We start from the raw sequence: 21,978 nt of genomic DNA, 5'->3' as shown, positions 1-21,978 counted from the left end.
GCACGGCCTCGATCGGGTACGCCTCAGACGGCGCGCCGGCCCTCGAAGGCCCGGCCGAGGGTGATCTCGTCGGCGTACTCCAGGTCGCCGCCGACCGGCAGCCCGCTGGCCAGCCGGGTGACCGCGATCCCCATCGGCTTGACCATCAGGGCGAGGTACGTCGCCGTCGCCTCACCCTCGGTGTTCGGGTCGGTGGCGAGGATCAGCTCGCGTACCGCGCCGGTGCCGAGCCGGAGCAGCAGCTCCCGGATGCGCAGATTGTCCGGCCCGATGCCCTCGAGCGGATTGATCGCCCCGCCCAGCACGTGGTAGCGGCCGCGGAACTCGCCGGTCCGCTCCACCGCCACGACATCCTTCGGCTCCTCCACCACGCAGAGCACCTCGTCGGTGCGGCGCGGATCGCGGCAGATCCGGCACTGCTCGGACTCGGACACGTTGTAGCAGGTGGTGCAGAACCGGACCAGGTCCTTGACCTTACGCAGCGCGCCGGCCAGCCGGTTGACGTCGGCCGGGTCCGCGGACAGGACGTGGAAGGCGATCCGCTGGGCGCTCTTCGGGCCGACGCCCGGGAGCCGTCCCAGCTCGTCGATCAGGTCCTGGATGGCGCCCTCGTACACCGCCGGCTCAGAACCCGGGCAGGCCGAGGCCGCCCATGCCGCCGGAGACCGGGCCCATCTTCTTCTCGGTCAGCTCGCGGGCCGCCTCGGCGGCGTTGTGCACGGCCGCGACGACCAGGTCCTCCAGCGTCTCGACGTCCTCCGGGTCGACCGCCTTCGGATCGATCTTGATCGCCTTCAGCTCGCCGGTGCCCGCGACGGTCGCGGTGACCAGGCCACCGCCGGCGGTGCCGGTCAGCTCGGCCTCGGCGAGCTCGGCCTGCGCCTTGGCGATCTGCTGCTGCATCTTCTGCGCCTGCTTCAGCATCTGCTGCATGTTCGGCTGTCCACCTGGGCGCACGGATGGCTCCTTCTCGCACTCGTCCCGCTCGGCCGTCGCCAAGCCTAGCCGTTGTGAGCAGGCTCGCCGCCGCACGGTACTTCCGGATCGCCGGACCCGGGGACGATGATCACGGAAGGCGACACGGGGAGGTGGCGGATGTCCGGCGAACGGGCGGCCGAGGTGATGGAACGGCAGGCCCGGGCCTGCGCGGCCATGGGCGGCGGGTGCTATGCCGACCTGCTGGTCCGCGCCGCGGCGGACGTCCGGGCCGGCGGGCCGTGCGCCGAGGCCATCGACGGGTACGCCGACGCCCCGCTGGACGCCGCCGTCCCGCTGCGGCTGCTCGGGGGCGTGCACGCGCTGGTGCTCACCGGGCGGGCGCCCGAGCTGGCCCGGTTCTATCCGAGCGCCGGCGGGGCGTACCGGGCCGGGGACGCGGCGGACTGCTGGGCCGCGTTCCGGGCGGTGGTCGCCGCGCAACGGGACGCCCTGCGCCCCTGGCTGCGCCGCCCGCCGCAGACCAACGAGGTCGGCCGGGCCAACCTGCTCCTCGCCGGCCTGCTGCACGCCATCGACGAGCTGGGTGACCGGCCCGTCCGCCTGGTCGAGATCGGCGCGAGCGCCGGGTTGAACCTGCGCGCCGACCGGTTCCGGGTGACGGCGACGGACTTCGCCTGGGGGCCGGCCGACTCCCCGGTGCCGCTGCCCGACGCGTGGCGCGACGGCGTACCCGGCTGGCTGCGGGCCGCCGCCCGGGCGTACCCCGAGGTCACCGTGGTCGAGCGGCTCGGCTGCGACGTGACGCCGCTGGACCCCGCCGGCGCGGAGGGCGCGCTGGCGCTGCGGGCGTACGTCTGGCCGGAGAACACCGCCCGGGCCGCCCGGCTGGCCGGGGCGCTGGAGCTGGCCCGGGCGCTGCCCGCCCGGGTGGTGGCGGCGGGCGCCGCCGACTTCCTCGCCGGGCTGGACACCCGGCCCGGCACGCTCACCGTGCTGTGGCACTCGGTGATGCGGCAGTACGTGCCCGCGGCGGAGTGGCGCCGGGTCGACGCGGAGATCGACCGGCTGGCCGGCGGTGGCGCGCCGTTCGCGTACCTGTCGTTCGAGCCGGACCCGGACGGCCGGCACTTCGAGCTGCGGGCCCGGCTCGGTGCCGGCCCGGACCGGCTGCTCGCCCGGGCCCACCCGCACGGCCTGCCCGCCTGGACGGTCTGACCGGCCGGGCTAGCGGGCGTCCACCTCGTCGATCTTCTCGGCGCCGAACGCCTCCCGGAGCAGCTGCACGGCCTGCTCCTCGCTGGACTGCCGGGCGGTCCGCTCGTCGATCACCACGTCGAGCGGCTCGTCACCCGGGTCGAAGCCCTCGTAGGCCGGGGTGGCCGGCTGCCCGCCCGACCGGCCGCCGCGCAGCGGCCCGTCGAAGTCCGGGTCGTACGGCGGCTCCCCCGCCCAGTCCGCGTCGGCGGTCCTACGCGCCTCCGGACCGGTCCGCGCGCCCTTGCCGGCGCCCGCCGCGGCAGCCCGCGCGGCGGCGATCGCGCTGCTCACCGGCGCGCCGTTGGCCGGCCGTCGCGGTGCCGCCGGGGCCGACCCGGATCCGGGCGCAGCGCTCCCGCCGGAGTTGGTCGCGGTCGGCGGGTTGACACCGGGGTCGACCGCGACCGGCGGGTGCGCGCCGGAGCTGCCTGCGGGACCGCCGTTCGGGGCGCTCGTCGGCGAGCCACCCGGGCGGGCCGCCTCCGGCCAGTCACCGCCGGCATCGTCCGCCGTGCCGGCAACGCCCTCCGGCCGGGCCCCCGCGCGGGGAGCGCCGTCGCCGCCGGGTCGGGCCGGCTCGGGCCAGTCCTCGTCGTCGGATCCGCCGCCCGACGGGTCGCCACCGCCGGTGGGGGCACTGCCGTTACGAGCACCGCCGTCCCGGGCACTGTCGGGACGGGCCGAGCCGCCGGGCTGGTCGTGACCGGCAGCGGGCCGGACGGGGGCCGCTGGCGGTTGCGCGGCAGCCGCAGGCGGCTGGGCGGGAGCCGCAGGCGGCTGGGCGGCCGGTCGGGCCGGCGCGGACGACGGCGCCGGGGCGCCGAGCGTGCTGCCACCCCGCTCGCCGGCCACCTCGCAGCGGATCTGCCAGCGGACACCGAACTCCTCGTACAGCGCCTCGGCCAGCACAGAGGTCTGGTTGCCCATCATCTGCGCCAGCACCGGCGACTTGACGGTCAGCACCAGCGTGTCGCCGTCGACGTCGCGGACCACCGCGTCCCGCATCAGCGCCGCCGCCGGCTTCTTGATCCGGTTCACCTTGGCCACGATGTCCGGCCAGGCCCGGCGGACCGCAACCGCGTCCAGCGCGCCCGGGGCGGACGCGCCGGGGCGGGGCGGGGCGGGGGTCGCCGGGTCGGGCAGCACCGCCGAAGGCGGCACCGGGCGGCGGGCCGGGGCGCCGGACTCCGGCGCGGCCGGCGCGGCCGAGCCGTGGGAATGGGCGGCCGAGCCGTGGGACGGGCCGGTCGCTTCCTGGGACGGGACGGCCGCGGGGACGGCCTGCGGGGGTGCGGCAGCCGCCGGCTCGCCGGCGGTCTCCGGGGCTGGCGCGGCGGCAGCCGCGGCCGGGGCGGGAGGCTGCTGGCGTACCTCCGGGGCGGGCGCGACCGGCGCGGGCCCGGCGGCGGCCGGCGGCAGCTCGCCGCCACCCAGGGTGAGCCGGCGCTCCATGCGTTCCAGGCGCTGGAGCAGCCCACCGGTCGAGTCGTCGGCACCGGGCAGCAGCATCCGGGCGCAGATCAGCTCCATCAGCAGCCGGGGCGCGGTGGCGCCGCGCATCTCGACCAGCCCGTTGTGCACGATGTCGGCGCACCGGGACAGGGTGGCCGGACCGAGCCGCTGGGCCTGGGCGGCCATCCGCTCCATCTGGTCGGCCGGGCCGTCGATGAGACCCTTGGCGGCGGCGTCCGGCACCTGCTGGAGGACGATCAGGTCGCGCAGCCGTTCCAGCAGGTCGGAGGCGAACCGACGCAGGTCGTGCCCGGCCTCGGCCACCCGGTCGACGGTGGCGTACGCGGCGGCGCCGTCCCCGGCGGCCAGCGCGTCGCACATCTCGTCGATCAGCGCCGAGTCGGTCACGCCGAGCAGCGCGACGGCCCGGGCGTAGCTGACCCCCTCCGGGCCGGCGCCCGCGATGAGCTGGTCGAGCACGGAGAGGCTGTCCCGCATGCTGCCCGCACCGGCGCGCACCACGAGCGGGAAGACGGCCGGGTCGACCTTGACCCCCTCCGCCTCGGTCAACTGCTCAAGGTACGGCCGGACCACCTTCGGCGGGAACAGCCGGAACGGGTAGTGGTGGGTCCGCGACCTGATCGTGCCGAGGACCTTCTCCGGCTCGGTGGTGGCGAAGATGAACTTGACGTACTCCGGCGGCTCCTCGACCAGCTTGAGCAGGGCGTTGAAGCCGGCCGACGAGACCATGTGCGCCTCGTCGATGATGTAGATCTTGAAGCGGCTGCGGGCCGGCGCGAAGAACGCCTTCTCGCGCAGGTCCCGGGCGTCGTCGACGCCGCCGTGGCTGGCCGCGTCGATCTCGATGACGTCGATCGACCCGCTGCCGTCGGGGGCCAGCCCCCGGCAGGACTCGCACTGCCCGCACGGCTCGGGGGTGGGGCCCTGCTCACAGTTGAGCGAGCGGGCCAGGATCCGGGCGCTGGAGGTCTTGCCGCAACCCCGCGGGCCGGAGAAGAGGTAGGCGTGGTTGAGCCGGCCGCTGCGCAGTGCCTGGGACAGCGGCTCGGTGACCTGCTCCTGGCCGATCATCTCGGCGAAGGTGCGCGGCCGGTATTTGCGGTAGAGCGCCAGCGTCACGCGTCCCGCCTCCTCTCGACCGAGCCATTCTGCGCCGGTCGGGCGCGGGTGACCACCCACCACCCCGTGACCTGACCCGCAGTCACGGTACCGGCGCCCGGAGACAAAAAGGCCTCCCGTGCACCCGGCAGAGCTCGCTTATCCTTGCTGCCTTCCGGCCCTGGGGAGGTTCACGAGATACCGCCGCACGGGAGGTGCCGCCAAGCCTACCCGACCCGGCGTGGATCTTCAGGGGGTGGTGGGGTGGCCCGGCCGCCGGGTACCTGTATCCTGGCTCGCGGAGGATTCGCCTAGAGGCCTAGGGCGCACGCTTGGAAAGCGTGTTGGGTTAACACCCTCACGAGTTCGAATCTCGTATCCTCCGCTCGCTTGAGCAGGAAGAACGTCAGGGCCGGCCCCCACGGGGACCGGCCCTGAATCGTCTCCACGGCCGCTGCCGTCTCAGTTGTCGTCTCAGTTGCCGCCTGTCCGGGCAGACTGGCCGCAAGCTCGCCCGGTCTCCAGGGGAGGGCGGTAGGACACCTGGACGCCCGGAGCAACCCGCCGAGCCGCCGCAAGGACCACAAACGCCGGCAGGACAGCTACTGGGAGCGCCAACCCACCCGCCGCGAGGCCCCGTGGTGGGCTCCCCTACCGGCGTTGAAGTTGGGAGGTGGACGTAAAGGGTTGTCGGCGACAATCCTTTACTTGTCACCGACAAGAGCTGCCCACCTGTAGGCCCCGCAGCTCAGAGACCCTTTCATCTCAGTCGCACAGACTGTGCGTCATTTGGGCAAGAACCTTCCGCAAAATGAAAGCGGCGCCCGAGCTCGTCCCTCGGGCGCCGCCATGCTCCCTACTCATCAGCAAGCAAGGAGCCACAGTGCAGCCTAGCGACTTGGAACAGTACTCGGAAGGCCTCTGGGGGCTCCGGAACATGAGGCCACGCCGTCCAATAACCGTTAGACACTTTGTCATTGCTGTCGCTACCACCACCGCTTCATACCTGGTCTACCGGCGCACTGGAGACGAACTGCTCACCCTCACTAGCTTGCCTGTGATGCAGGGATTCCTTTGCTACTGGCTCGCCGAGTAAGTTGATGGCACAAGGACCGACGCATCAGGTGCCGTTCATGGACGACTGGATCATTGAGATAATTTTCTCCAGCACACCGCAAGCGCTCAGGGCGTCCAAGGCGCGGAACGACAGACTGCCGCTGGACTGGAAAGTCGTGGAGCGTCGAAATGGCGCTGCGCTAGTGGCGACCCAGACGCTACGTCGCAAAACAGTGTCGTCTGCGCTGTCCAAAGCCGCACGGACGCTGGAGTGGATTCAGAGGGTCGCGGAAGCGGAGATCATTCCGCTTTCAGTTTCGGTTCGCCCGGACGGCACGCCCGAACAGGTGCCAGAACTCGTGACGCTGGCCGAGATTGCAATTCAGCTAGGTGTCTCCAGGCAGCGAGTACAGCAGTTGTCGAGGCAGGCATGGTTCCCGCCACCTGTCGCCAGAACCAAGAGCGGACCAATATACACCGTCGCAGACGCAATACAGCTCCAACGAGTCAGAGAAACCAAAAAGGGCAACAGTTACGGGCGACAGACCGCCGAAAGATCCGTCTGACATCCTGTGAACTGGTGGGCCGGCCGAAACCGGCCCACCAAGCTATTTCGAGCCTTCTCCCCAGAGCAGTCCACCGAGCTGCTGGGCGATGTCCCGACGCACCTGGTCGGTCATATGCTGGTACCGGACGGCCATCGCAGAGTTCGACCAGCCCATGATGCCCATCACGGCGCGGCCGGAGACGCCGAGGACCAGGAGCACGGTGGCGGCGGTGTGCCGCGCGTCGTGAAGCCGGCCGTCCCGCACTCCGGCGAGCTTGAGCAGCCGCTTCCATTCGTCGTAGTCCGTCGCCTGATGGATCGCCTCGCCGGTCGGCGAGGCGAACACCCAGCCTTCATCGCGCCAGAGCTGGGCGGCGGTTTCGCGCTCGGCGTCCTGCTCCTTTCGGTGCTGCCGGAGCAGTTCCACCAGCGCGTCCGGCAGTCCTATGGAGCGGCGGCCGGCGCGGGATTTGGTGTCCGCCGCTACCGGACGTTCGTTCGCCCGGTCCGGGCACTGGCCGGGCAACTTCTGCTCGCACTTCCCGTCGCAGCCGTGCCGCCATTTCGGCCGGAGAAGCGCGCGGCGCACAGTCAGGGTGCCGTTGTCCAAATCCACGTCTGGCCACTTCAGGCCGAGCGCTTCACCCTGGCGCAGACCGAGGGCCAGCGCTACCGCCCACCGGGCGCTGTTCCTCCGCGAAGCCGCCGCGCGGAGGATCGCCTGCACCTCCGGAACGGAGTACGGCTGCACCTCGGAATCCGGGAGGCGCGGCGGCTTGGCCAGCGCGGCGGGATTCCGAGCGAGGTGCCCGCGGCGCACCGCTTCGCCGAGCGCCGTACGAATCGTTCGGTGCGCCTGGTGGGCGGTGCCGGCCGCACTGCCGTTAGCCATCATCCGGGCGTACAGCTTCTCCAGGTGCTCCGGCTCCAGGCGGTCGAGGCGGTGGGCGCCGACGCCGGGGATCAGGTGCCGGCGGACGGCCACCCGGTAGCCGTCGAGGGTGTTCGTGCGAACCACCGGGCCGGCGATGTTCTCGACCCAGTGCGTCAGCCACTTCTCGACCGTCCAGCGCTGCCCCGGCTTCCGCACGGTGCCGTGGTCGCGCTCGCGTTCCAACGCCCGGACTTTGCGGATCACCTCGGCCTCGGTCTTCGCCTGAACATGCCGCCGGTCCGGCTTGCCGTTGTCCTTCACCCCGACCGTGACGCGACCGTGCCAATAGCCGTCACCGCCCTTGTAGATGCTCGATGCACCGTTCGGCTTGCGCCCCATCGGCTGGCTCCTTTCGTCAGGCGGCGTGGTCGAGGTGGGTCGGTTTGGTGAGCAGGTTCTGCACGTACTCGTCGAGGCAGAAGGTGGGGACGCGGCGGAGGCGGCCGATGGTGACGGTGCGGATTTGGCCGGTCTTGATGAGGGCGTACATGGTGGTGCGGCCGATGCCGAGTCGTTGGGCGGCTTCTTCGATGGTCAGGACGACGCGGTTGTCTGGCGTGGGCACGGCTTCTCCCCGTGGTTCCGGTGGGTTGAGAGCGCCGGTGGCGGGCGTTCTCGTCGGGCGAGGGTCAGTTGCTAGGTGTGACAGGCGCATCGATGGAGACCGTTAGAGCGGCCGGCTGTGAGCGCCGTGGGGGCAAGATTTCGGGTGGGCCGGGGTGATGGCATGGGCCGGTGCGGCTCAGGGGCTCTCAGCGGGCCGGCCTACGCGGGTTGGTCGCGGTGGTGGGCGCTCGTTGTGGGAGGGGCTGAACCATCTCCGCATCTCCGCATCTCCGCAAACATGGCTGTGAGCTGGGTGAATGCTTGCGGAGATGCGGAGTCCGACTGAGGGGCTATCTCCGCAATCGGGGTTCATCTCCGCAGCAGGGTGCGGAGATGCGGAGATCGATAGTCCCTGATGCTCTGATCTCCGCAGAGTATTTCCGCTGGTGGTGGCTGGTTAGTGCGGCGTTGCGGAGATGCGGAGATGGTTCAGCGGTTTTCATCCGTCGTGGTGCTCGACCCAGAAGACGGCGCGGTCGCCTCGGTCGTTGCGGCCGGCGCGGATGACGTGGTTGCCGCGCCAGCGTCCGGCTTGTCCGGTGAGCATGCGGCCGAGTTGCAGGGGGTTGGGTAGGCGGCCGTTGTGGGTGGTGATGAACTGCCCATCCCACGGGTCATGGACGTCGCTGCCGAGCTGCACCGGCTCGGCGTCGCGGCGCAGGTCGGCGGCGGTGACCGCTCGGCCGCCGTGGCGGTCGTGCCAGGTGGTGAGGAACGCGCGCCAGCGCGTTTCGTCTTCGTCGATCTCGCGGATGTCGGCGGCGTTGGTGAGGAACCCGTCGATGCCGTGGTGGTGCAGGAATCCGCCGAGGGCTTGCGCCCACGGGGTGAACTGCCGCATCGACAGCCCGGACACCTTGGGCGCTCCTTGGCGAGTCCAGTCGAGCACCAGCACGAGCAGGTGCCATAGGACGGTGAGTTGGTTGGTCGGGTCGGTGATCCACTGGTCGAGGTGCGGGATGCCGAATCCGGTTTGGTCGCGCAGTTCCGGGCGGGGCATGTCCGGGTCGAGGTGCACGCGGACGGTGCGGGAGGCCATGTCTCCGCCGACTTGCAGGTTGTTGCCGGTGGCCATCCACAGCCGGTCGTTGACGGTGGCGATGTTCCGCGACGCGCCGAGCTGCCGGTCGGACCACACGCCGCTGGTGACGAGCTGGGCGAGCACGGCCGAGTCGATGACGCTGCCCTCGGCGAGGTTGTCCCAGATGACCACGCCGACCTGCTCGGCCAGCACGGCGGTGATGGACTTGCGCAGTTCTTCATCCGAGTAGGCCCAGGTCATCACGCGCTGGCCGTAGAGCATCCCGGGACCGGCGGTCAGGATCGTCTTGCCGGATGACGGCATGGTCGCGTCGATCAGCGCGAAGGGCGTCAGCGAGCGGGTGAAGTGCCGCAGGATCGGCGTGGCCAGCAGCGCCACATAGTTCGCCCGATCCGCCGCCGACGCCCACGGGAAGTCGCGCAGGAACCGGCCGAGCAGGAACGTGCGGGCCTCGGCCACCTGATCGGCGGTGGGCTCGTCGGGCACCGGGGGCAGGGCGACTTTGGAGGCGAGATAGAGGCCGGTGGCCTTGTCGTAGCCAGGTTGCTGCAACAGGGTGCCGTCACGGCGCAGCACCGGTGCGCCGATGATGCCGCGCAGCGGCGCCACCCCCGGCCACGTCTTCCCGGCCAGCACCGATGCGAGGGTGTCCCGGGGCGGGGTGACTTCCTCTTCGAAGACCTCGGGGTCGCCGGTGTCGCTCTTGCGGGTCTTGAGCCGGTAGACGTAGGCGTGCTCGGCGAGCAGCCCCGCCAGCCCGGCGGGGGTGACGACGCTGGCCGACACCGGCAGCGGCGAGTCCTCGTCGGCGGCGGTGGCCAGGCCGCCGGACACGGCTTCCATGTGCACCAGCGACCCGGCCGAGACGTAGGTGTCGGGCAGCAGCCCATCAGTCAGGGCCGCTTTCAGCACCCGGATGGTTTCCGGGCCGCTACCGATCTGCAACCGCTCGCTCATGCCACCCTCCCCAGGTCGGCCAAGTAGCGAGGCTGCCGCGCGCCGACCCGCAGCCCGGAGGCGATCGTCCGGGCCACCTCGCCGGGCCGCAGCCCGACCGACAGGGCGACCGGTTCCAGGACGGCCGTGACGTCGTCGTCGGTGAGCGCTCCCCCGGCGGCCAGCTGGCCGAGCGCCACGGCCGAGGCGAACAGCGCGTGGTTGCGCTGCCCTTCGGTGGCGGCGGCAAGGTGGGCGACCTGACGGCGGATCGCAGCAGCGACGTACCGGCCGTGTCGGTCGGCCGGCAGGGTCACCGCGGCTGCCCGCCGGGCCGGTCGCAGGGCGGGGGTGAGCAGCCCGGCCAGCCACCCGGGCAGCGGCGCGGGCTCGTAGTCCAGGGCGACGGCGTAGGGGCGGCCGGCGACCGTCGACCCGGCGGCGACGACGTAACCGCCGTGGGCGCGGGTGTCGACCTTCCAGCCGAGGCCGCCCCGGTCACCGGTGGTGTTGCGCAGGGCGGGACCGCTGGTCGGGTGGCGGTAGTAGAGGTGGGTGCCGCCGCTGCCGGTGCCCACGGTGTAGGTGGCGTCGATGCCGGTGCGAGGGCCGGCGTCCGGGCCGAAGCCGTCGAACGGGTCGAGCGGGGTGCCGTGCCGAGCCGCGAGGGCGGCGAACACGCCCCATCCGTCGCACACCCCTGCCCACTCGGGCGGCGGGGTGTCGCCGAGGTGCTTGGGCACATCCAGGTCGACCACCACCAGACCGGACGGGCCGCACGCGACGCCGACGCCGTAAGGGCGGCGCGACCAGGCACGGCGGATGCGATCCGGGTCGGTGGTAGCGCGCTGCTCCCAACCGACGTGCCCGTCGCGGCAGCGCGGGTCGCGGCCGACGCAGTCGTCGGCAGTGTGGTCAGGGAACGCGGGCCGCTTGTCATCGGGCCGCAGGGGGAAGATGTGCCAGCCGCGCGCGGCATGGGCGAGCGCGGCGGCGAGCAGGTCAGACATAGGGAACTCCTGTCCGGGGTCGAGCCGAGAGCCGGCGGTTAGGCGGGCCGGCGATGGGCGCGGGCGGAGTCGAGGTCGATCAGCGCCCCACGCGAGGCATCCGGGGCGCGGGTCGGCTGCTTGGCGGCGGCGACGGTGAGGCGCAGGTAGAGCCGGTGGCGGCCGGCGTCGGCACCGGTCAGCGGCCGGCGGGTGCCGTGCTGAACCACCCGGCCGGCTGCGGCCAGGGCGGCGGTGGCGGCGTTCAGCTCGGCCAGCGTGCCGGTGAGCCAGACTTCGAGGCCGCCGGTGAGGTGAGGGTCGCGGGGTGATGCGCCGTCGCGGCGCGGCGCGGGCGTCACGCAGCCCGCCTCGGTCGAGGCCGGGCGGCGATCGCGGCGCGGGTGACGGCCTGGCGCAGGTCGCCGAGCAGCCCAACCAGCTGTCGGCGGGCGGGCAGCTCGGCGGCGGCCAGGGCGACGCGGACGCGGACCTCGGCGTGCTCCCGGCCGGCGGCGGTGCGGACGCGGACGAGGACGGCGCGGCCGTGGCCGGGAAGGTCGATCACGATCTCTTCGGAGCGGTGCTCGCCGAGGCCGCAGCGGTGACCCCCGGCGCACCAGTCGGTGTGACCGTCGCGCTGCCGGCCGGTCACTGCTGCCCGGCCCGGTACTCGGTGCGGACGTGCTCGATCAGCCGGCGGCCGACGCGCACGCGCTTGCCGGTCGCGCCGCAGCGGCGGCACTCGCGGGTGAGGCGGCGGATGATCAGTCCGGGGCGCTGGCCGGCTCCCTTGCAGCGGCGGCAGCGGCCGAACGGCTTGGCGTAGCACAGCGCCAGGTATGACAGTGCGTAACCGGCGAGGGCGAGGCTAGCTAGCAGGACGAGGGTGACCACGGATCGCCTCCTGAGGACCGTTTCAGGGTGTGCAGAGTCGACGCCGCTAGGGACTAGGGCGCTGATCAGGTTTCGAATTGGTTGCTAGTGGTGCCGCTAGGTCTAGCGGGGCTTGCCGCTAGACCTAGCGGCGATCGGTAGGGCTAGCCGGCGGCCCGGCCGCCGTGGTCGCGGTCACGCTTGGTGATCGCGGTGAGGATGTGCGCGCGGTCGATGCCGCGCCTGTTGGCGCCCTTGCCGGTGTCGGGGTCGGTGCCCCACACCTGCCCGGTGGTCACGCCGTAGGGCTTGAGCGCGGCGGTCAACTGCTCACGGGTGAGGCCGGCGTAGATCTCGGGTCGCAGGCCGGCGAGCCGGTCGCAGACCACCTCGGACCACAACTTGGCCTCGGTGTCGGACATGACGGCGGCGATGTCGTCCAACAGGGTGTCCCGCCGCACCGCCGTGGTGTCGACTACCTGCCCGGCGGCGTGGCCGGTGAGGGTGCCGGCCTTCTCCCGCAGCGCCCTCGCCCTGCGGACGACCTGCTCGGCGGTCGGCCCGTCGATGTAGAACGTGCGGGTGATCGTCGGATCGTCGCCCTCACCGGCGAGGTAGCCGATGCCCCGGTCACGCCGGCTGAACATGGTGGCCTTGATGCCGCTCTTGTGCATCGACGTGCCGAGCACCATGTCGTTTTCGGTGTGGCCCATGACCTTGAGGCAGAACCGCAGCACCGCGTTGGCGCTGATGCCGGTGGGCAGGCTCTTGGCGTCAGGGCGCTGGGTGGCCAGGATCAGCGTGATCCCGGCGGCCGGGCCGCGCTTGATCAGGTCGGTGCAGATCTCTTCGAACTCGTCGCCGTACTTCGGGTGTTCGAACCACACCTGGCACTCGTCCACCCCGATCACGATGGGCTGCAACCCGAGGCGCTTCGTGCTGGCCAGGTCGGGGGTGACCTTGTTCTCGGGGCACAGGTCACGCGGCAGTTCCCGGATGACCTTCGTGCGGCGGCGCAGCTCGGTGCGGATCTCCCGCATGGCGGCCAGGCCGTAGGCGATGTCCTCGTCTTCGTCACCGGCCCGGTAGCGGTGGCAGACCGGCTCAAGAGGCGACAGGTCGCCCGTGCCCTTGAGGTCGAACGCCAGCACCCACGCGCGCGGGTCCAACGTTGCGCCGAGCATCGCCAGCCGCAGCGAGAACGTCTTGCCCATGCGCGGGATCGACCCGACGATCATCGACGCGAACATCAGCGTGAGCGTTACGGCCCGGCCGCGTGGGTCGGTGCCGAACGGGAACGGCTTGAACAGGTCCACCGCACCGGACTTGAGCAGCGGCCACGGGTTCTGCTTGGACCGGCTCATGTCCTTGTCGGCGACGAACAGCACGAGCCGGCCGGGGTGGATCTCGGCGTTGGCCTCGGGCCACACGCAGCCGAGCGGGCGGGTGAGGGCGGCGGCCAGTTCCTCGCGCTTTTCCACCACGGCCGAGGCGGTGACGCCGCGCGGCAGCTCCACGTCGGCGCGCCACCCGGTGCCGTTCTCCCGGGTGATCGGTGCCGGGAACCACCGCTTCCCGGTGTCCCCGCGCCGCAGCGCTTGGTTGATGCCCGGGATGTTCAGCGCGGCCAGGGCGCGCACCACCTCGTCCGAGGTCAGCGGGGTAACCGGGGCGCGGACCACGGCGGTATCGAGCAACGGCCGATCGGCCGGCGCGCCGAGCACCCCGAACACCAGCAGGGCCACGGCGAGGGCGGCAATCTGGACGCCAGGCGGCGCGGCCAGCAGCACCCCGACCCCGGCCAGCAGCACCAGGGCGAGGGCGACGGCGGTCAGGCCACGCCAGCGCACCCGCCGGTCCCGGCGCCGCGCGAGGGTTTCGTAGGTCTTGGCCTCTTCCGGGCGGGTGACGGCGGCGCGGACCACGGCCTGCCGGACCGGCTCGGCTTCCAGGTCGAACAGCCAGCGGCCGTACCCGCCGACCACCCGGCCCAGCCCGGCCGGGGCGCGCCAGGCCAACTTCCCGGCGTACTTCGGCACCCGCAGCCCGTGGTAGAGCACCCCGTGCCCGGCCAGGCCGGTGGCCCAGGTCAGGTTGCCGGTGAACTCGGATCGGGAGCGTAGCCACCCCGGCAGGATCGGCCGGCGCTGCGCGTCCCGGAAGCCGGCGAGGGTGAACCGCGGGCGTCGCTGCGCGTCGATGCTGTCGACCAGCACCGGCCCGCCGGTCGGGTTGTCGTCGTCCAGGTCATCGCCGGGGTCGGTGCCGTCGCGGCGGGACCGGGCGGCGTCCAGGTCCACCACCTCGGCATCCGGGCCGGTCAGGTCGTTCTCTGCGGCCTGCCAGTCGAAACGGTCGTCATCGTGGGGGTGAGGGTTAGCCACGGCGGGCCTCCTTGCGGGTCGCGGGGGTGCGGGAGGTCGGGCGGTGCTCGTTCTCGTTCCAGATCCGGCCGCCGCCCTTGGCAGTGCCGGTGAAGCCGCCGCGTGAGGTGCGGAAGCCCTTGAACACGTCCTCGCTCGGCGAGGACTTCGCGGCGGTCGACCGCTTCGGGGTGCTCACCGGCGATCGCAGTCGGCGCAGGTCGTGGGCGGGGTGGCGTTGCCCCACAAGGTGGCGTAGTGCTTGCCGCACGGGAGCAGGACGGTGCGGGAGTGCGGGTTGGGTGCGCGTCGGGGGATCATGGGTGCCTCTCCTGAGGTCATGCGGCTGACGGGAGGGCCGGCGGCGCGGCGCAGGTTGGGAAGCCAGGGGCCGCGCCGCCGGGTAGAGCTAGCGGCCGGTGCCGCCGCAGGTGTCGCAGGTCTTCATGACCGTGCAGTCGGTCTCGGCGACGGTCCGGCCGTTCTGGATGACCTCGTTGCAGCCCTGCCGGTAGTGCGCGACCTTCCCCGAGCCTTTGCAGGCGGGGCAGCGGGTGAGCGCGTTAACGGCGCGGCTGATCAGCTTCTTGGCCATGTCAGTGGTCCTCTCGCACGAGGTGGGCCAGTGCGGCGCCCATGCCGAGCACCGCGACGGGGAGGCAGGCCACGGCGGTGGTGATCCACCACGGGGCCGAGGTGATGCCGGCGGCGGCGAGCAGGTGGTAGGCGACCTGGCCGAGCGCGCCGACCAGCAGCGAGGCGATGGCAGACCAGCGGGCGAACCGGCGTGCCCGGTCCGGCACTCGGCCGGACAGCCACACGTAGAGGGCGTAAGCGCCGTAGGTCTCCACCCCGATCGGCAGAGTGATCGCCGAGTTGATGGAGAAGCTGTCCCAGATGCCTGGCAGCGGGTGCACGATGCCGAATCCGGTGAGTTCGCCGAGGCCTACCCACCCGGACCAGATGGCCACGAACGCGGGCAGCGCGAGCAGGATCACCGGCCACGCCACTGCCGACCGAGGCGGCGCGGGCGGTGCGGTCGGTGTGGGCGTGTCCGGGCGACTGACCGTGCTGGCCTCGGTCGGCCGCTCGGCGGGCGTGATCTCCGGCGCGGGCGTGGGGTCCGGCTCGGCCGGCGCGGCGGGCTCGGGCTCCGGCCGGGTGAGGGCCGGGTCCGTGGCGGCCGGCTCGGCGGTGTCGGCCGGCGCGGCGGCCTCGGTCTTGAGCAGGGCGAGCAGTTCCCCGGCCTTGGGTGCGCCGATGCGGAACTCGCGCATGAGCCGGTTCCGCGAGGGGAACGTCTCGCCCTCGGGCAGGTCCAGGGCGCGGGCTGCGGGTAGCAGCGCGTCGATGGGCTGCGGGTAGCGGGTGCCGTTGATGGTGGGGGCGGTCATCGGGTCACCTCGTCCAGTTCGGTGGTGAGCAGGTCACGGTGGGCGGGGAACACGCGGCCGTGGTGGGCGTCGGCGAGGTAGTCGGCGAGCACGTCGTAGTCGTCGGCGGGCAGCCATAGCGCCTGGCGGGCGTCGTCGGTGCCGGTGACGGGCGGGAAGTCGGTGCGGTGGAAGTGGCCGAGCCAGGTGCGGGCCAGGACGGTGACCATCCACGCCTCGTCGCTGGCGCGGGGGTCGGGTACGTAGCGCGGCGGCGAGAGGTGCCAGCGCTGGTGGCGCAGGATCAGGCCGGTTTCCTCGGCCAGTTCCCGTACGGCGGCGTCGGCCGGGGTCTCGCCGGGGTCGACGTAGCCGCCGGGCAGCGCCCATCCGTGGCCGTCGCTGCGCTCGACCATCACGATCCAGCGGTGCCGGTTGTAGTCGTAGAGCGACACGAGGGCGTCGGCGCAAACCTGCTCGCCCCAGTGGCCGAGCTGGTTGCGGCCGTACCGGATGCCGGTCGACTCGCAAGGGTTGACCGGACGGCCGTCGACCACGCGGAACGGGATCGCGGCGGCGGCCTGCCGGGCGGGCCAGTCGATGCGGGTCGGGTCCATCTCCGGGTCGGCCCACGGCTCGCCGGACGTGATGCCGGCCAGCACGGACGGGTCGGTGTAGGTGCGGGGGATCATGCGGCGGCCTCCTGTGGGTAGGCGCAGTCGGTGCACTCGCCGAGCGAGCGCGGGATGTAGTAGCTGCACACCTGCCGGCAGGTCGGGCAGGTACGGCGGGCCAGCAGGGCGGCCCGGATGGCGCGGAGTTGGGCGGTAGTGGCGGTGCGCTTCGGGCGGGCCAGGTCGACCCGGTAGAGGTAGGCGGCACGGGTACCACCGACGCCTTGCCAGAGCACCTGAGCGGCGATCGGCTGACCGCCAGGCCGCAGGCCGGCGGCACGCAGTTGGCGGCGGGTGGCGTAGCCGGGCGGGGCACCCCGCCACCAGAAGGTCGGGATGCCGAACGTCGCTCCGTCCGGATCCCAGTAGGCGGCGCGGATACGGGACATCAGGCCGCGCGACGCGGGCCGGTGCGGGTGGTCAGGTCAGCGGCGGCGCGGATGACGCGGGACTCGGCCCGGCGCAACCGCCGCCAGTCCAGCGCGGTCGGGCCGCCGTGGTCCTCGGCGTAGAGCAGGGTGATTTCGGCGTCGAGCACGTCCAGCTCGGCCGCGATCAGCGGCCACTCCGCCTCGATGGCGGCCAAGTCTTCGGCGGCCGGCTCGGCGGTGATGGGTGCGAGGTGCTTCCTCACGGGAACCTCCGGGACAGGTCGATGACGCGGGATACGCCTCGGGCCGCGGCCAAGGGCCGCACCGAGGCAGGTGGTGCAATGCGCGTGACCCGCTCCGCTCGCCCCGCTCGCCCGGGATCTACCGGGGTCGGCCACCAGGTGGCTCATGGCAGGGATGCCGCTCGGCGACCCACGCGCACTCATTCCTGTCGCTGTGGAGTTCTCAATGAACGTGCAGCTCGCGGCGGTTCGTGGGCGTGCGGCAACGGTGTGCCGCCGTACCCCGAACCATCCGGCTTTACAACTTGGCGTTGTATTCGCAAGGTACAGCGCGACGTTGTATTCGCGCAAGCACCTCTGCCGCGTAGGCTTGTACTGATGACTGCTACCGAGCTGCCCGGCGATTGGTGGACCACCGAGCACGTTCGCACCTACCTGGCGTCGGTAGGTGTGCCGATCAGCCGTGCCACCTGGGCCTCGTACGTGTCCCGCGGCCAGGCGCCCGCGCCGGACCGCATGTTCGGTCGGTCGCCTGCCTGGCGACCGAAGACCATCCAGCAGTGGCAGGCCGGGCGACCGCGCCGAGGCACTTCCGCCGACTAGCTCGGATCACCGTTGTCTCCCATCCCTGGCTTCGATCTGTGGCGGCTCCTTGCTCGCCTGCCAATGAGACTGCCCGGGGATCGACGGATCGGGCAGCTCCTATGCATGGACACGAAGGACACGCGCCATGTCCATTGAGGCCATTCGACAGTTCAAGCCCAACCTTGTGCTGGTCAATCGACGCAAGGCGACCGGCTGGGACTCCCGGAAGCGCGCCGCGCGCGAGCTGCACCGCCTGGGTCTACAGCACGGCATCCGGGAGACACCGACTGTGGAGGCCATCGAGAAGGCGATGTACCGCCACGAAACTGGGCGCGTGGCGGTCACCGACCCGATCTACCGGCAGCTGTACTGCTTGGCGTACGGAGCGAAGCAGCACGACCTGTTCGGGGAGCTGACCAGTGGCGGGGAGGAACGCCCACACTTCTCGGTCCGATCGCACAAGTTCGTGCCAGCGTATGTGGGGGCCGAGGCAGCAGCCGTCCTACGAGACGACGCAGGCTGCGTACCGGCCGAGCGCCAGTGGTACGCCTGTGACTCTGCCGCAGTTGAGCACCCCGAAGGTGACTGCACCCTCTACGTCTGGCCCTGCGGCTCGGCGGTCTTTCACCTGGTCGAGTCATTGCAGATGTCGTCCATTGCCGCTCTGGCCGCTTGGCGCAAGGTGTCCTACGGCGACAACATCAAGTGGGCATCGGACTACCTGACCCGCACCGTTCCCGGCACCGACGTCGCAGGGCTCTACGTCCTTGGCACGCACTGGGTTACCGAACCTGCGTGGCCGGCTGAGCTGGTCGAGCCAGCGCTACGCATCATGTCGACGCCATCGGTGCTGCTGCACCGCGATCGGCCGATGGACGACGAGCACCTGGCCCACGCTGAGTTGATCGAACAATCGCTCCTTGCGGATGCGTACGACCACGGCGGCATCGAGTCGTTCGGCGTACGCGGCATCTCGTCGGGCTACGCATCCTGGTCTGGGGTTGTCTACCATCCGGTCGCACCTGAACGAGCTTTGACGGAAACCGAGCTGGTCGCATGCGAACTTGCAGTCCAGTCGATGTGGGCGTTCACCGATGCCATTACTCGGCGGATCGAGCAGGGCGGCGACCCGGACGTGTCCCCGGAACACGGGTGGCGTTACCTCCGGGGCATCCGTTCCCGGTTAACGACTTCTCGACCACGGGAGACCGGACAACATCAGGCGATGCGTAGGGCAGTTCTGCGAACGAGCGATCTCCTACCAGCCCTTGAGCAGGCCATCGAAACCCTGCGCGATACGGATCGAGGTTAAGGCTGTGACAGCGGGTCGTCAGGTCCTTGTAGTAACTGACATGCAGAATGGGTTCGTGCGAGAGCAATCCGCCCATGTGGTTCCGGTTGTCGCCGATCTAGTACGACGCTGGCAGGGCGCTGGCGGAGACACCCTCTTCACCCGCTATCTGAACTACCCGGGCAGCCCTTTCGAACGATTCTTTGGTTGGCGGAAACTCCAGGCATCGCCTGAAACCGATATTGTGCCGGAACTGCGGCCATACCTACATCGGGGAACTGTGCTAGATAAGCTGATCTACAGCCCCTTCAGTCGTGAATCAGAGGAGCTTTTCGCCCAACGGGGATGGGATGAGTTTTACTTCTGCGGGATTGCAACCGAAAGCTGCGTCCTGAAGGGGGCGGTAGACGCTTTCGAGCGCAACCTGACACCGTGGCTCATCGCGGACGCTTCGGCTAGCCACGCGGGCGTAGAGGCACATCAAGCCGGCTTGCTCGTGGCTCGGCGCTTCATTGGACCGGGACAAGTGATCTCGCAGTCTGAGATACCATCGATGCTCACTGGCGAAGCGACCTCGTAACGAGCATCCATCTAGAAGAGTGTCGGTATTGCCGATTCAGGAGCTCTACCTGGCAACCACTCACCAGTCCGGCTACCGATCCCGCTCAGGTCACTCAGACGCATGTTTTTCGAGATAACCAGGTACTCTCGGCCAACTCGCTGACTGTAGGCAGTGTGAGAGATGCTAAAAATGGCACACGGATAAGTAGGATATAGGACATCAGGTACCCGCTGGTCAATGCCGTAGGTCATTACCCAATAGGGCGGCCCTTCCTCCAGGACTTTCGCTAGACGTACATGGTCCTCCCATTGCAGGGTGTTCATGTACAACTCGTCGCCCTGCCCAAGGTAGGGAGGGTCAACGTTCAGGAATACCGTTCGATCCGATGCAGAGAAAGTCTCGCAAAGACTAATACCGTCCTGCTCACGAATCTCAACGCGATGCCTGTATCCCCCGAGATCCAGAATGCGCTTTGCTAAGTCTTTGGCGCTGTACCGAGCGTCGATCTTCCAGTTACCAGTCTGCTCCATGCCGCCAATCGGCCTCGCCCCAAGAATCCCCGATCTATTCGTTCGATTGAGGAAGAAGGTGGCGAACCCCAGTTCTATACCCGATGATCCGGCGTCCAGGTAGATCGATCGCTGACGGTGCCACTCGTCCATCGTTGGCTTAGTCAGCTCAACAAGTCTCGCGAACTCCTTTGACTCGCTGAAGACCGAGCGCCAGAATTGGGCAATTCCCCTGTTCAAGTCGTTGAGAACGACACGGTCCACCACCTCGGCGCGCAGAAGAGCCAGGGCAGCCCCCGCCCCTCCCGCAAAAGGCTCTACATAGACCTTGGGTCTTGGACGTTGTTCGGCAATCGCCTGCCTGAGAAAGGGTGTCATCTTACCCTTCCCGCCGGGATACCTAAGAGGGCTAATCGGTTTCACTGCTGATCAGACCTTACCCATTTCGGCATCCAAATCTTCCAAGAGCCCAACGTACTTGTCGGAGATGGACCTAAGCTCCGTCGCGGAGGGGAAGTAGTTGGCATTGTGCAGGAAGGCGTTCATTGTGTTTGCAGAAATCAGGCTGTCCCGCGCGGCGATTTGATTCCGAACGTCCTTGTATCTTGGGTTACTCTCCTCTGGGTCAAGCTTGCCGAGGCAAGTGCGCACGCGCTCCTTCAGCTCTTGACGCTCGGGATTTCTCCAACCCTTTTTCTGGATGGCCTCAACCACAACAAGCTCTACCAACATGCGAGTAAGCGCAGCGGCACTGTTTCGGAACTTGTCGATGTCAATCTGCTGAATTTCCCGCAATACATCCTTGGTTCGCTTTGAGCAATTTTGCAGCTTCAGTCCACCAAAAAGCTTTGTAGGCCGCGCCGGCTGCCCGCGCTTTGCTTTGGCCGCGCCGCTTCCAGTAGCTGGACTCCCAGACTTCGACTGTCCGCCGGGCTTCGACTCAGGACCCGGCGTGCTTGACCCTGGGTTCGTTTTTGCACCAGTGGGCGATCCGGCGCCAGTCCGCGGTGTGGGTTGTTCCTCCTCGGGATCGTCTGAGTCCTGGTCCTCGGAGGTACCATCCACTACGTCTGCCCTAAAGATCTTTATTAGACCATCGACGTAATTGTCTCGCTGATCTTTGCTCTTCAAGTCGCTGACGGAAAGGCCCCGCTGACCATCCACACCCTGAAAATCGCGCAATACGTGACTCAGTCGTTGGACTACTACCTCGGGGCGCTCAGTCAGCGTGACATCCCGATCGCTAAGGCTAAAGCCACAGAAGTTGCGAAACCGGGGGCCGCTCACGAGACGTCCGAAAGTTGTCAACTTCTCATCAAATACGAATTCGATGGCCGTGCCTAGATCCTGGTTCGCGCCCGCTTCCGCCTTTTCCGTCAGCCAATCCAGGACAGCCACCGCCTTGTAGTCCTGACTGCCTGGCTTCGCCTCGAACCGGACGCGCATTCCCGCGCTCCAGCGCACGATGCCCGCGCCGTCCAACTCTCCGCCGTGGCGCACCAGCAACCACGGGGCTGCCTCCTCGCGGCTCTGGACTTGTGCGCAGAGCACCGTCTCTGGGGCACGCCCATCGGCAGCGATCGCGGCAAATGCCTTACGGGTCTTAGCATCGGGACACAGGTCCGGGTTGTGCATCAGCTTGAGGGCAGCGGTCCTGCGGTTGCCTTCAAGTACGATGTAGCCGCCACCGGCGTTCTCAAGGACAAGCATGCGGTCCATGGGATTCATGCCGTGGCTAGCAATGTGTTCCGCGAGGGCAAGCAGCTTGGACGGATGACGCGCAAGGATAGCGGCGATCGCCTCGTCCTGACTGTGCACTTCCCTGTGCCTAGGGTTGAATGTGTCCAGCAGTAGGCTGCCAACGGGAAGCTCGATGTCAGGCATCCCGGCATTTTTTCACCTTACATCGGCGGTGCGCCACACCGAGCAGCGCCCCAGCCCGTATCAGATGTGTCGTAGATCCGCTACTTTAAGTAGTTGACTCCGCCGTCCGGAAGTGGTAATTGACCTCGGTCGCTGACCAGCGCCCGGTCGTCTCAGTTGCCGTCTCGTTCGTCCACGTCCACCGCCGTCCGTCGGGGCCACGGTACCGACGGTCGCCCTCGGTCGGGACGGCACCGGCATTGGCTGAACACCAGACAGCAGACTTGGAAAGCGTGTTGGGTTTACACCCTCACGAGTTCGAATCTCGTATCCTCCGCCGTCGACGAAGGGCCGGCCCACACGGGCCGGCCCTTCGTCGTTTTCGGGTCTGC

Annotated in this window: 24 protein-coding genes, 1 tRNA gene and 1 other RNA gene; 5 read left to right on the top strand and 21 right to left on the bottom strand. The window is 69.7% G+C overall.

The genetic code is table 11. The features are described from left to right. Window positions 1-23: 23 nt before the first annotated feature. Window positions 24-617, bottom strand: coding sequence for a recombination mediator RecR (recR, locus tag GA0070564_RS20005; RefSeq protein WP_091610528.1), 594 nt, complete (start codon window positions 615-617; stop codon window positions 24-26). A gap of 7 nt (window positions 618-624) precedes the next feature. Further along, window positions 625-933, bottom strand: a complete 309-nt coding sequence (locus GA0070564_RS20000) for a YbaB/EbfC family nucleoid-associated protein (RefSeq protein ID WP_218104976.1) — start codon at window positions 931-933, stop codon at window positions 625-627. A gap of 162 nt (window positions 934-1,095) precedes the next feature. Here GA0070564_RS20000 and GA0070564_RS19995 point away from each other — a divergent pair, with 162 nt between their 5' ends. After that, window positions 1,096-2,154 (top strand): DUF2332 domain-containing protein, encoded by a 1,059-nt coding sequence (locus GA0070564_RS19995; protein WP_091610525.1) that lies wholly within the window; start codon window positions 1,096-1,098, stop codon window positions 2,152-2,154. 9 nt (window positions 2,155-2,163) lie between these two features. Here GA0070564_RS19995 and GA0070564_RS19990 read toward each other — a convergent pair whose 3' ends face one another. Together GA0070564_RS19990 and ffs are read right to left on the bottom strand one after the other, a co-directional pair. Further along, the gene (locus GA0070564_RS19990) at window positions 2,164-4,788 is read right to left on the bottom strand and encodes a DNA polymerase III subunit gamma and tau (protein ID WP_091610522.1); all 2,625 of its coding nucleotides are present in this window, start codon (window positions 4,786-4,788) and stop codon (window positions 2,164-2,166) included. A gap of 107 nt (window positions 4,789-4,895) precedes the next feature. Then, window positions 4,896-4,985, bottom strand: an RNA gene (gene ffs / locus GA0070564_RS19985) — signal recognition particle sRNA small type. Between the two features lie 82 nt (window positions 4,986-5,067). Between ffs and GA0070564_RS19980 the strand changes: the two genes are divergently transcribed. Next, a tRNA-Ser gene (locus GA0070564_RS19980) sits at window positions 5,068-5,152 on the top strand. 748 nt (window positions 5,153-5,900) lie between these two features. Next, window positions 5,901-6,389, top strand: coding sequence for a hypothetical protein (locus GA0070564_RS28975; protein WP_141714823.1), 489 nt, complete (start codon window positions 5,901-5,903; stop codon window positions 6,387-6,389). A gap of 42 nt (window positions 6,390-6,431) precedes the next feature. On the opposite strand, the gene GA0070564_RS19975 is transcribed toward GA0070564_RS28975, so the two are convergent. The 15 genes from GA0070564_RS19975 to GA0070564_RS19910 all read right to left on the bottom strand — a co-directional run bounded on the left by GA0070564_RS19975 (window position 6,432) and on the right by GA0070564_RS19910 (window position 16,797). Continuing rightward, window positions 6,432-7,643 (bottom strand): tyrosine-type recombinase/integrase, encoded by a 1,212-nt coding sequence (locus GA0070564_RS19975; protein ID WP_091610520.1) that lies wholly within the window; start codon window positions 7,641-7,643, stop codon window positions 6,432-6,434. Window positions 7,644-7,659: 16 nt separating this feature from the next. Continuing rightward, window positions 7,660-7,869, bottom strand: coding sequence for a helix-turn-helix domain-containing protein (locus tag GA0070564_RS19970; protein ID WP_091610517.1), 210 nt, complete (start codon window positions 7,867-7,869; stop codon window positions 7,660-7,662). 480 nt (window positions 7,870-8,349) lie between these two features. After that, window positions 8,350-9,909: a hypothetical protein gene (locus tag GA0070564_RS19965; protein WP_091610514.1), complete on the bottom strand. Its 1,560-nt coding sequence runs from the start codon at window positions 9,907-9,909 to the stop codon at window positions 8,350-8,352. Continuing rightward, on the bottom strand, window positions 9,906-10,898 hold the full coding sequence (locus GA0070564_RS19960; protein ID WP_091610512.1) for a bifunctional DNA primase/polymerase: 993 nt from the start codon (window positions 10,896-10,898) through the stop codon (window positions 9,906-9,908). Before GA0070564_RS19960 ends, GA0070564_RS19965 begins: the two co-directional genes overlap by 4 nt. A gap of 38 nt (window positions 10,899-10,936) precedes the next feature. Beyond that, on the bottom strand, window positions 10,937-11,239 hold the full coding sequence (locus GA0070564_RS19955; protein WP_091610509.1) for a hypothetical protein: 303 nt from the start codon (window positions 11,237-11,239) through the stop codon (window positions 10,937-10,939). Next, complete coding sequence (locus GA0070564_RS19950) at window positions 11,236-11,532, bottom strand: hypothetical protein (RefSeq protein WP_091610506.1); 297 nt, start codon at window positions 11,530-11,532, stop codon at window positions 11,236-11,238. The genes GA0070564_RS19955 and GA0070564_RS19950 overlap by 4 nt, the downstream gene beginning before the upstream one ends. After that, window positions 11,529-11,774, bottom strand: a complete 246-nt coding sequence (locus GA0070564_RS19945; RefSeq protein WP_091610504.1) for a hypothetical protein — start codon at window positions 11,772-11,774, stop codon at window positions 11,529-11,531. Before GA0070564_RS19945 ends, GA0070564_RS19950 begins: the two co-directional genes overlap by 4 nt. A gap of 143 nt (window positions 11,775-11,917) precedes the next feature. Then, window positions 11,918-14,137 carry a cell division protein FtsK gene (locus GA0070564_RS19940; protein ID WP_091610501.1) on the bottom strand — a complete coding sequence of 740 codons (2,220 nt, stop codon included), beginning with the start codon at window positions 14,135-14,137 and terminating at the stop codon, window positions 11,918-11,920. Then, window positions 14,130-14,315, bottom strand: coding sequence for a hypothetical protein (locus tag GA0070564_RS19935; RefSeq protein ID WP_091610499.1), 186 nt, complete (start codon window positions 14,313-14,315; stop codon window positions 14,130-14,132). Before GA0070564_RS19935 ends, GA0070564_RS19940 begins: the two co-directional genes overlap by 8 nt. Beyond that, window positions 14,312-14,437 carry a hypothetical protein gene (locus tag GA0070564_RS30255; protein ID WP_281182178.1) on the bottom strand — a complete coding sequence of 42 codons (126 nt, stop codon included), beginning with the start codon at window positions 14,435-14,437 and terminating at the stop codon, window positions 14,312-14,314. The genes GA0070564_RS19935 and GA0070564_RS30255 overlap by 4 nt, the downstream gene beginning before the upstream one ends. A gap of 88 nt (window positions 14,438-14,525) precedes the next feature. After that, complete coding sequence (locus GA0070564_RS19930; protein ID WP_091610496.1) at window positions 14,526-14,711, bottom strand: hypothetical protein; 186 nt, start codon at window positions 14,709-14,711, stop codon at window positions 14,526-14,528. Between the two features lies 1 nt (window position 14,712). Beyond that, window positions 14,713-15,510, bottom strand: a complete 798-nt coding sequence (locus GA0070564_RS19925; RefSeq protein ID WP_091610494.1) for an ABC transporter permease — start codon at window positions 15,508-15,510, stop codon at window positions 14,713-14,715. Beyond that, complete coding sequence (locus GA0070564_RS19920) at window positions 15,507-16,181, bottom strand: NUDIX domain-containing protein (RefSeq protein ID WP_091610491.1); 675 nt, start codon at window positions 16,179-16,181, stop codon at window positions 15,507-15,509. The genes GA0070564_RS19925 and GA0070564_RS19920 overlap by 4 nt, the downstream gene beginning before the upstream one ends. Continuing rightward, the gene (locus GA0070564_RS19915) at window positions 16,178-16,552 is read right to left on the bottom strand and encodes an RRQRL motif-containing zinc-binding protein (protein ID WP_091610488.1); all 375 of its coding nucleotides are present in this window, start codon (window positions 16,550-16,552) and stop codon (window positions 16,178-16,180) included. The genes GA0070564_RS19920 and GA0070564_RS19915 overlap by 4 nt, the downstream gene beginning before the upstream one ends. Continuing rightward, window positions 16,552-16,797, bottom strand: coding sequence for a DUF6284 family protein (locus GA0070564_RS19910; protein WP_091610486.1), 246 nt, complete (start codon window positions 16,795-16,797; stop codon window positions 16,552-16,554). Before GA0070564_RS19910 ends, GA0070564_RS19915 begins: the two co-directional genes overlap by 1 nt. Window positions 16,798-17,506: 709 nt before the next feature. Between GA0070564_RS19910 and GA0070564_RS19905 the strand changes: the two genes are divergently transcribed. Both GA0070564_RS19905 and GA0070564_RS19900 read left to right on the top strand, forming a co-directional pair. Further along, the gene (locus tag GA0070564_RS19905) at window positions 17,507-18,673 is read left to right on the top strand and encodes a hypothetical protein (protein WP_091610483.1); all 1,167 of its coding nucleotides are present in this window, start codon (window positions 17,507-17,509) and stop codon (window positions 18,671-18,673) included. A 4-nt stretch (window positions 18,674-18,677) separates the two neighbouring features. Further along, on the top strand, window positions 18,678-19,232 hold the full coding sequence (locus GA0070564_RS19900; RefSeq protein ID WP_091610481.1) for a cysteine hydrolase family protein: 555 nt from the start codon (window positions 18,678-18,680) through the stop codon (window positions 19,230-19,232). Between the two features lie 11 nt (window positions 19,233-19,243). Here GA0070564_RS19900 and GA0070564_RS19895 read toward each other — a convergent pair whose 3' ends face one another. Continuing rightward, entirely contained in the window at window positions 19,244-20,146 is a 903-nt protein-coding gene (locus tag GA0070564_RS19895; RefSeq protein ID WP_281182177.1) for a DNA adenine methylase, read from the bottom strand. Window positions 20,147-20,152: 6 nt separating this feature from the next. Then, on the bottom strand, window positions 20,153-21,607 hold the full coding sequence (locus tag GA0070564_RS28970) for a ParB N-terminal domain-containing protein (protein ID WP_141714822.1): 1,455 nt from the start codon (window positions 21,605-21,607) through the stop codon (window positions 20,153-20,155). Window positions 21,608-21,978: the final 371 nt, after the last annotated feature.

Origin of the sequence: Micromonospora mirobrigensis (assembly GCF_900091555.1) — a bacterium.
Taxonomy (GTDB): Bacteria; Actinomycetota; Actinomycetes; order Mycobacteriales; family Micromonosporaceae; genus Micromonospora; species Micromonospora mirobrigensis.
This window is presented reverse-complemented; position numbering and strand designations above follow the sequence as displayed.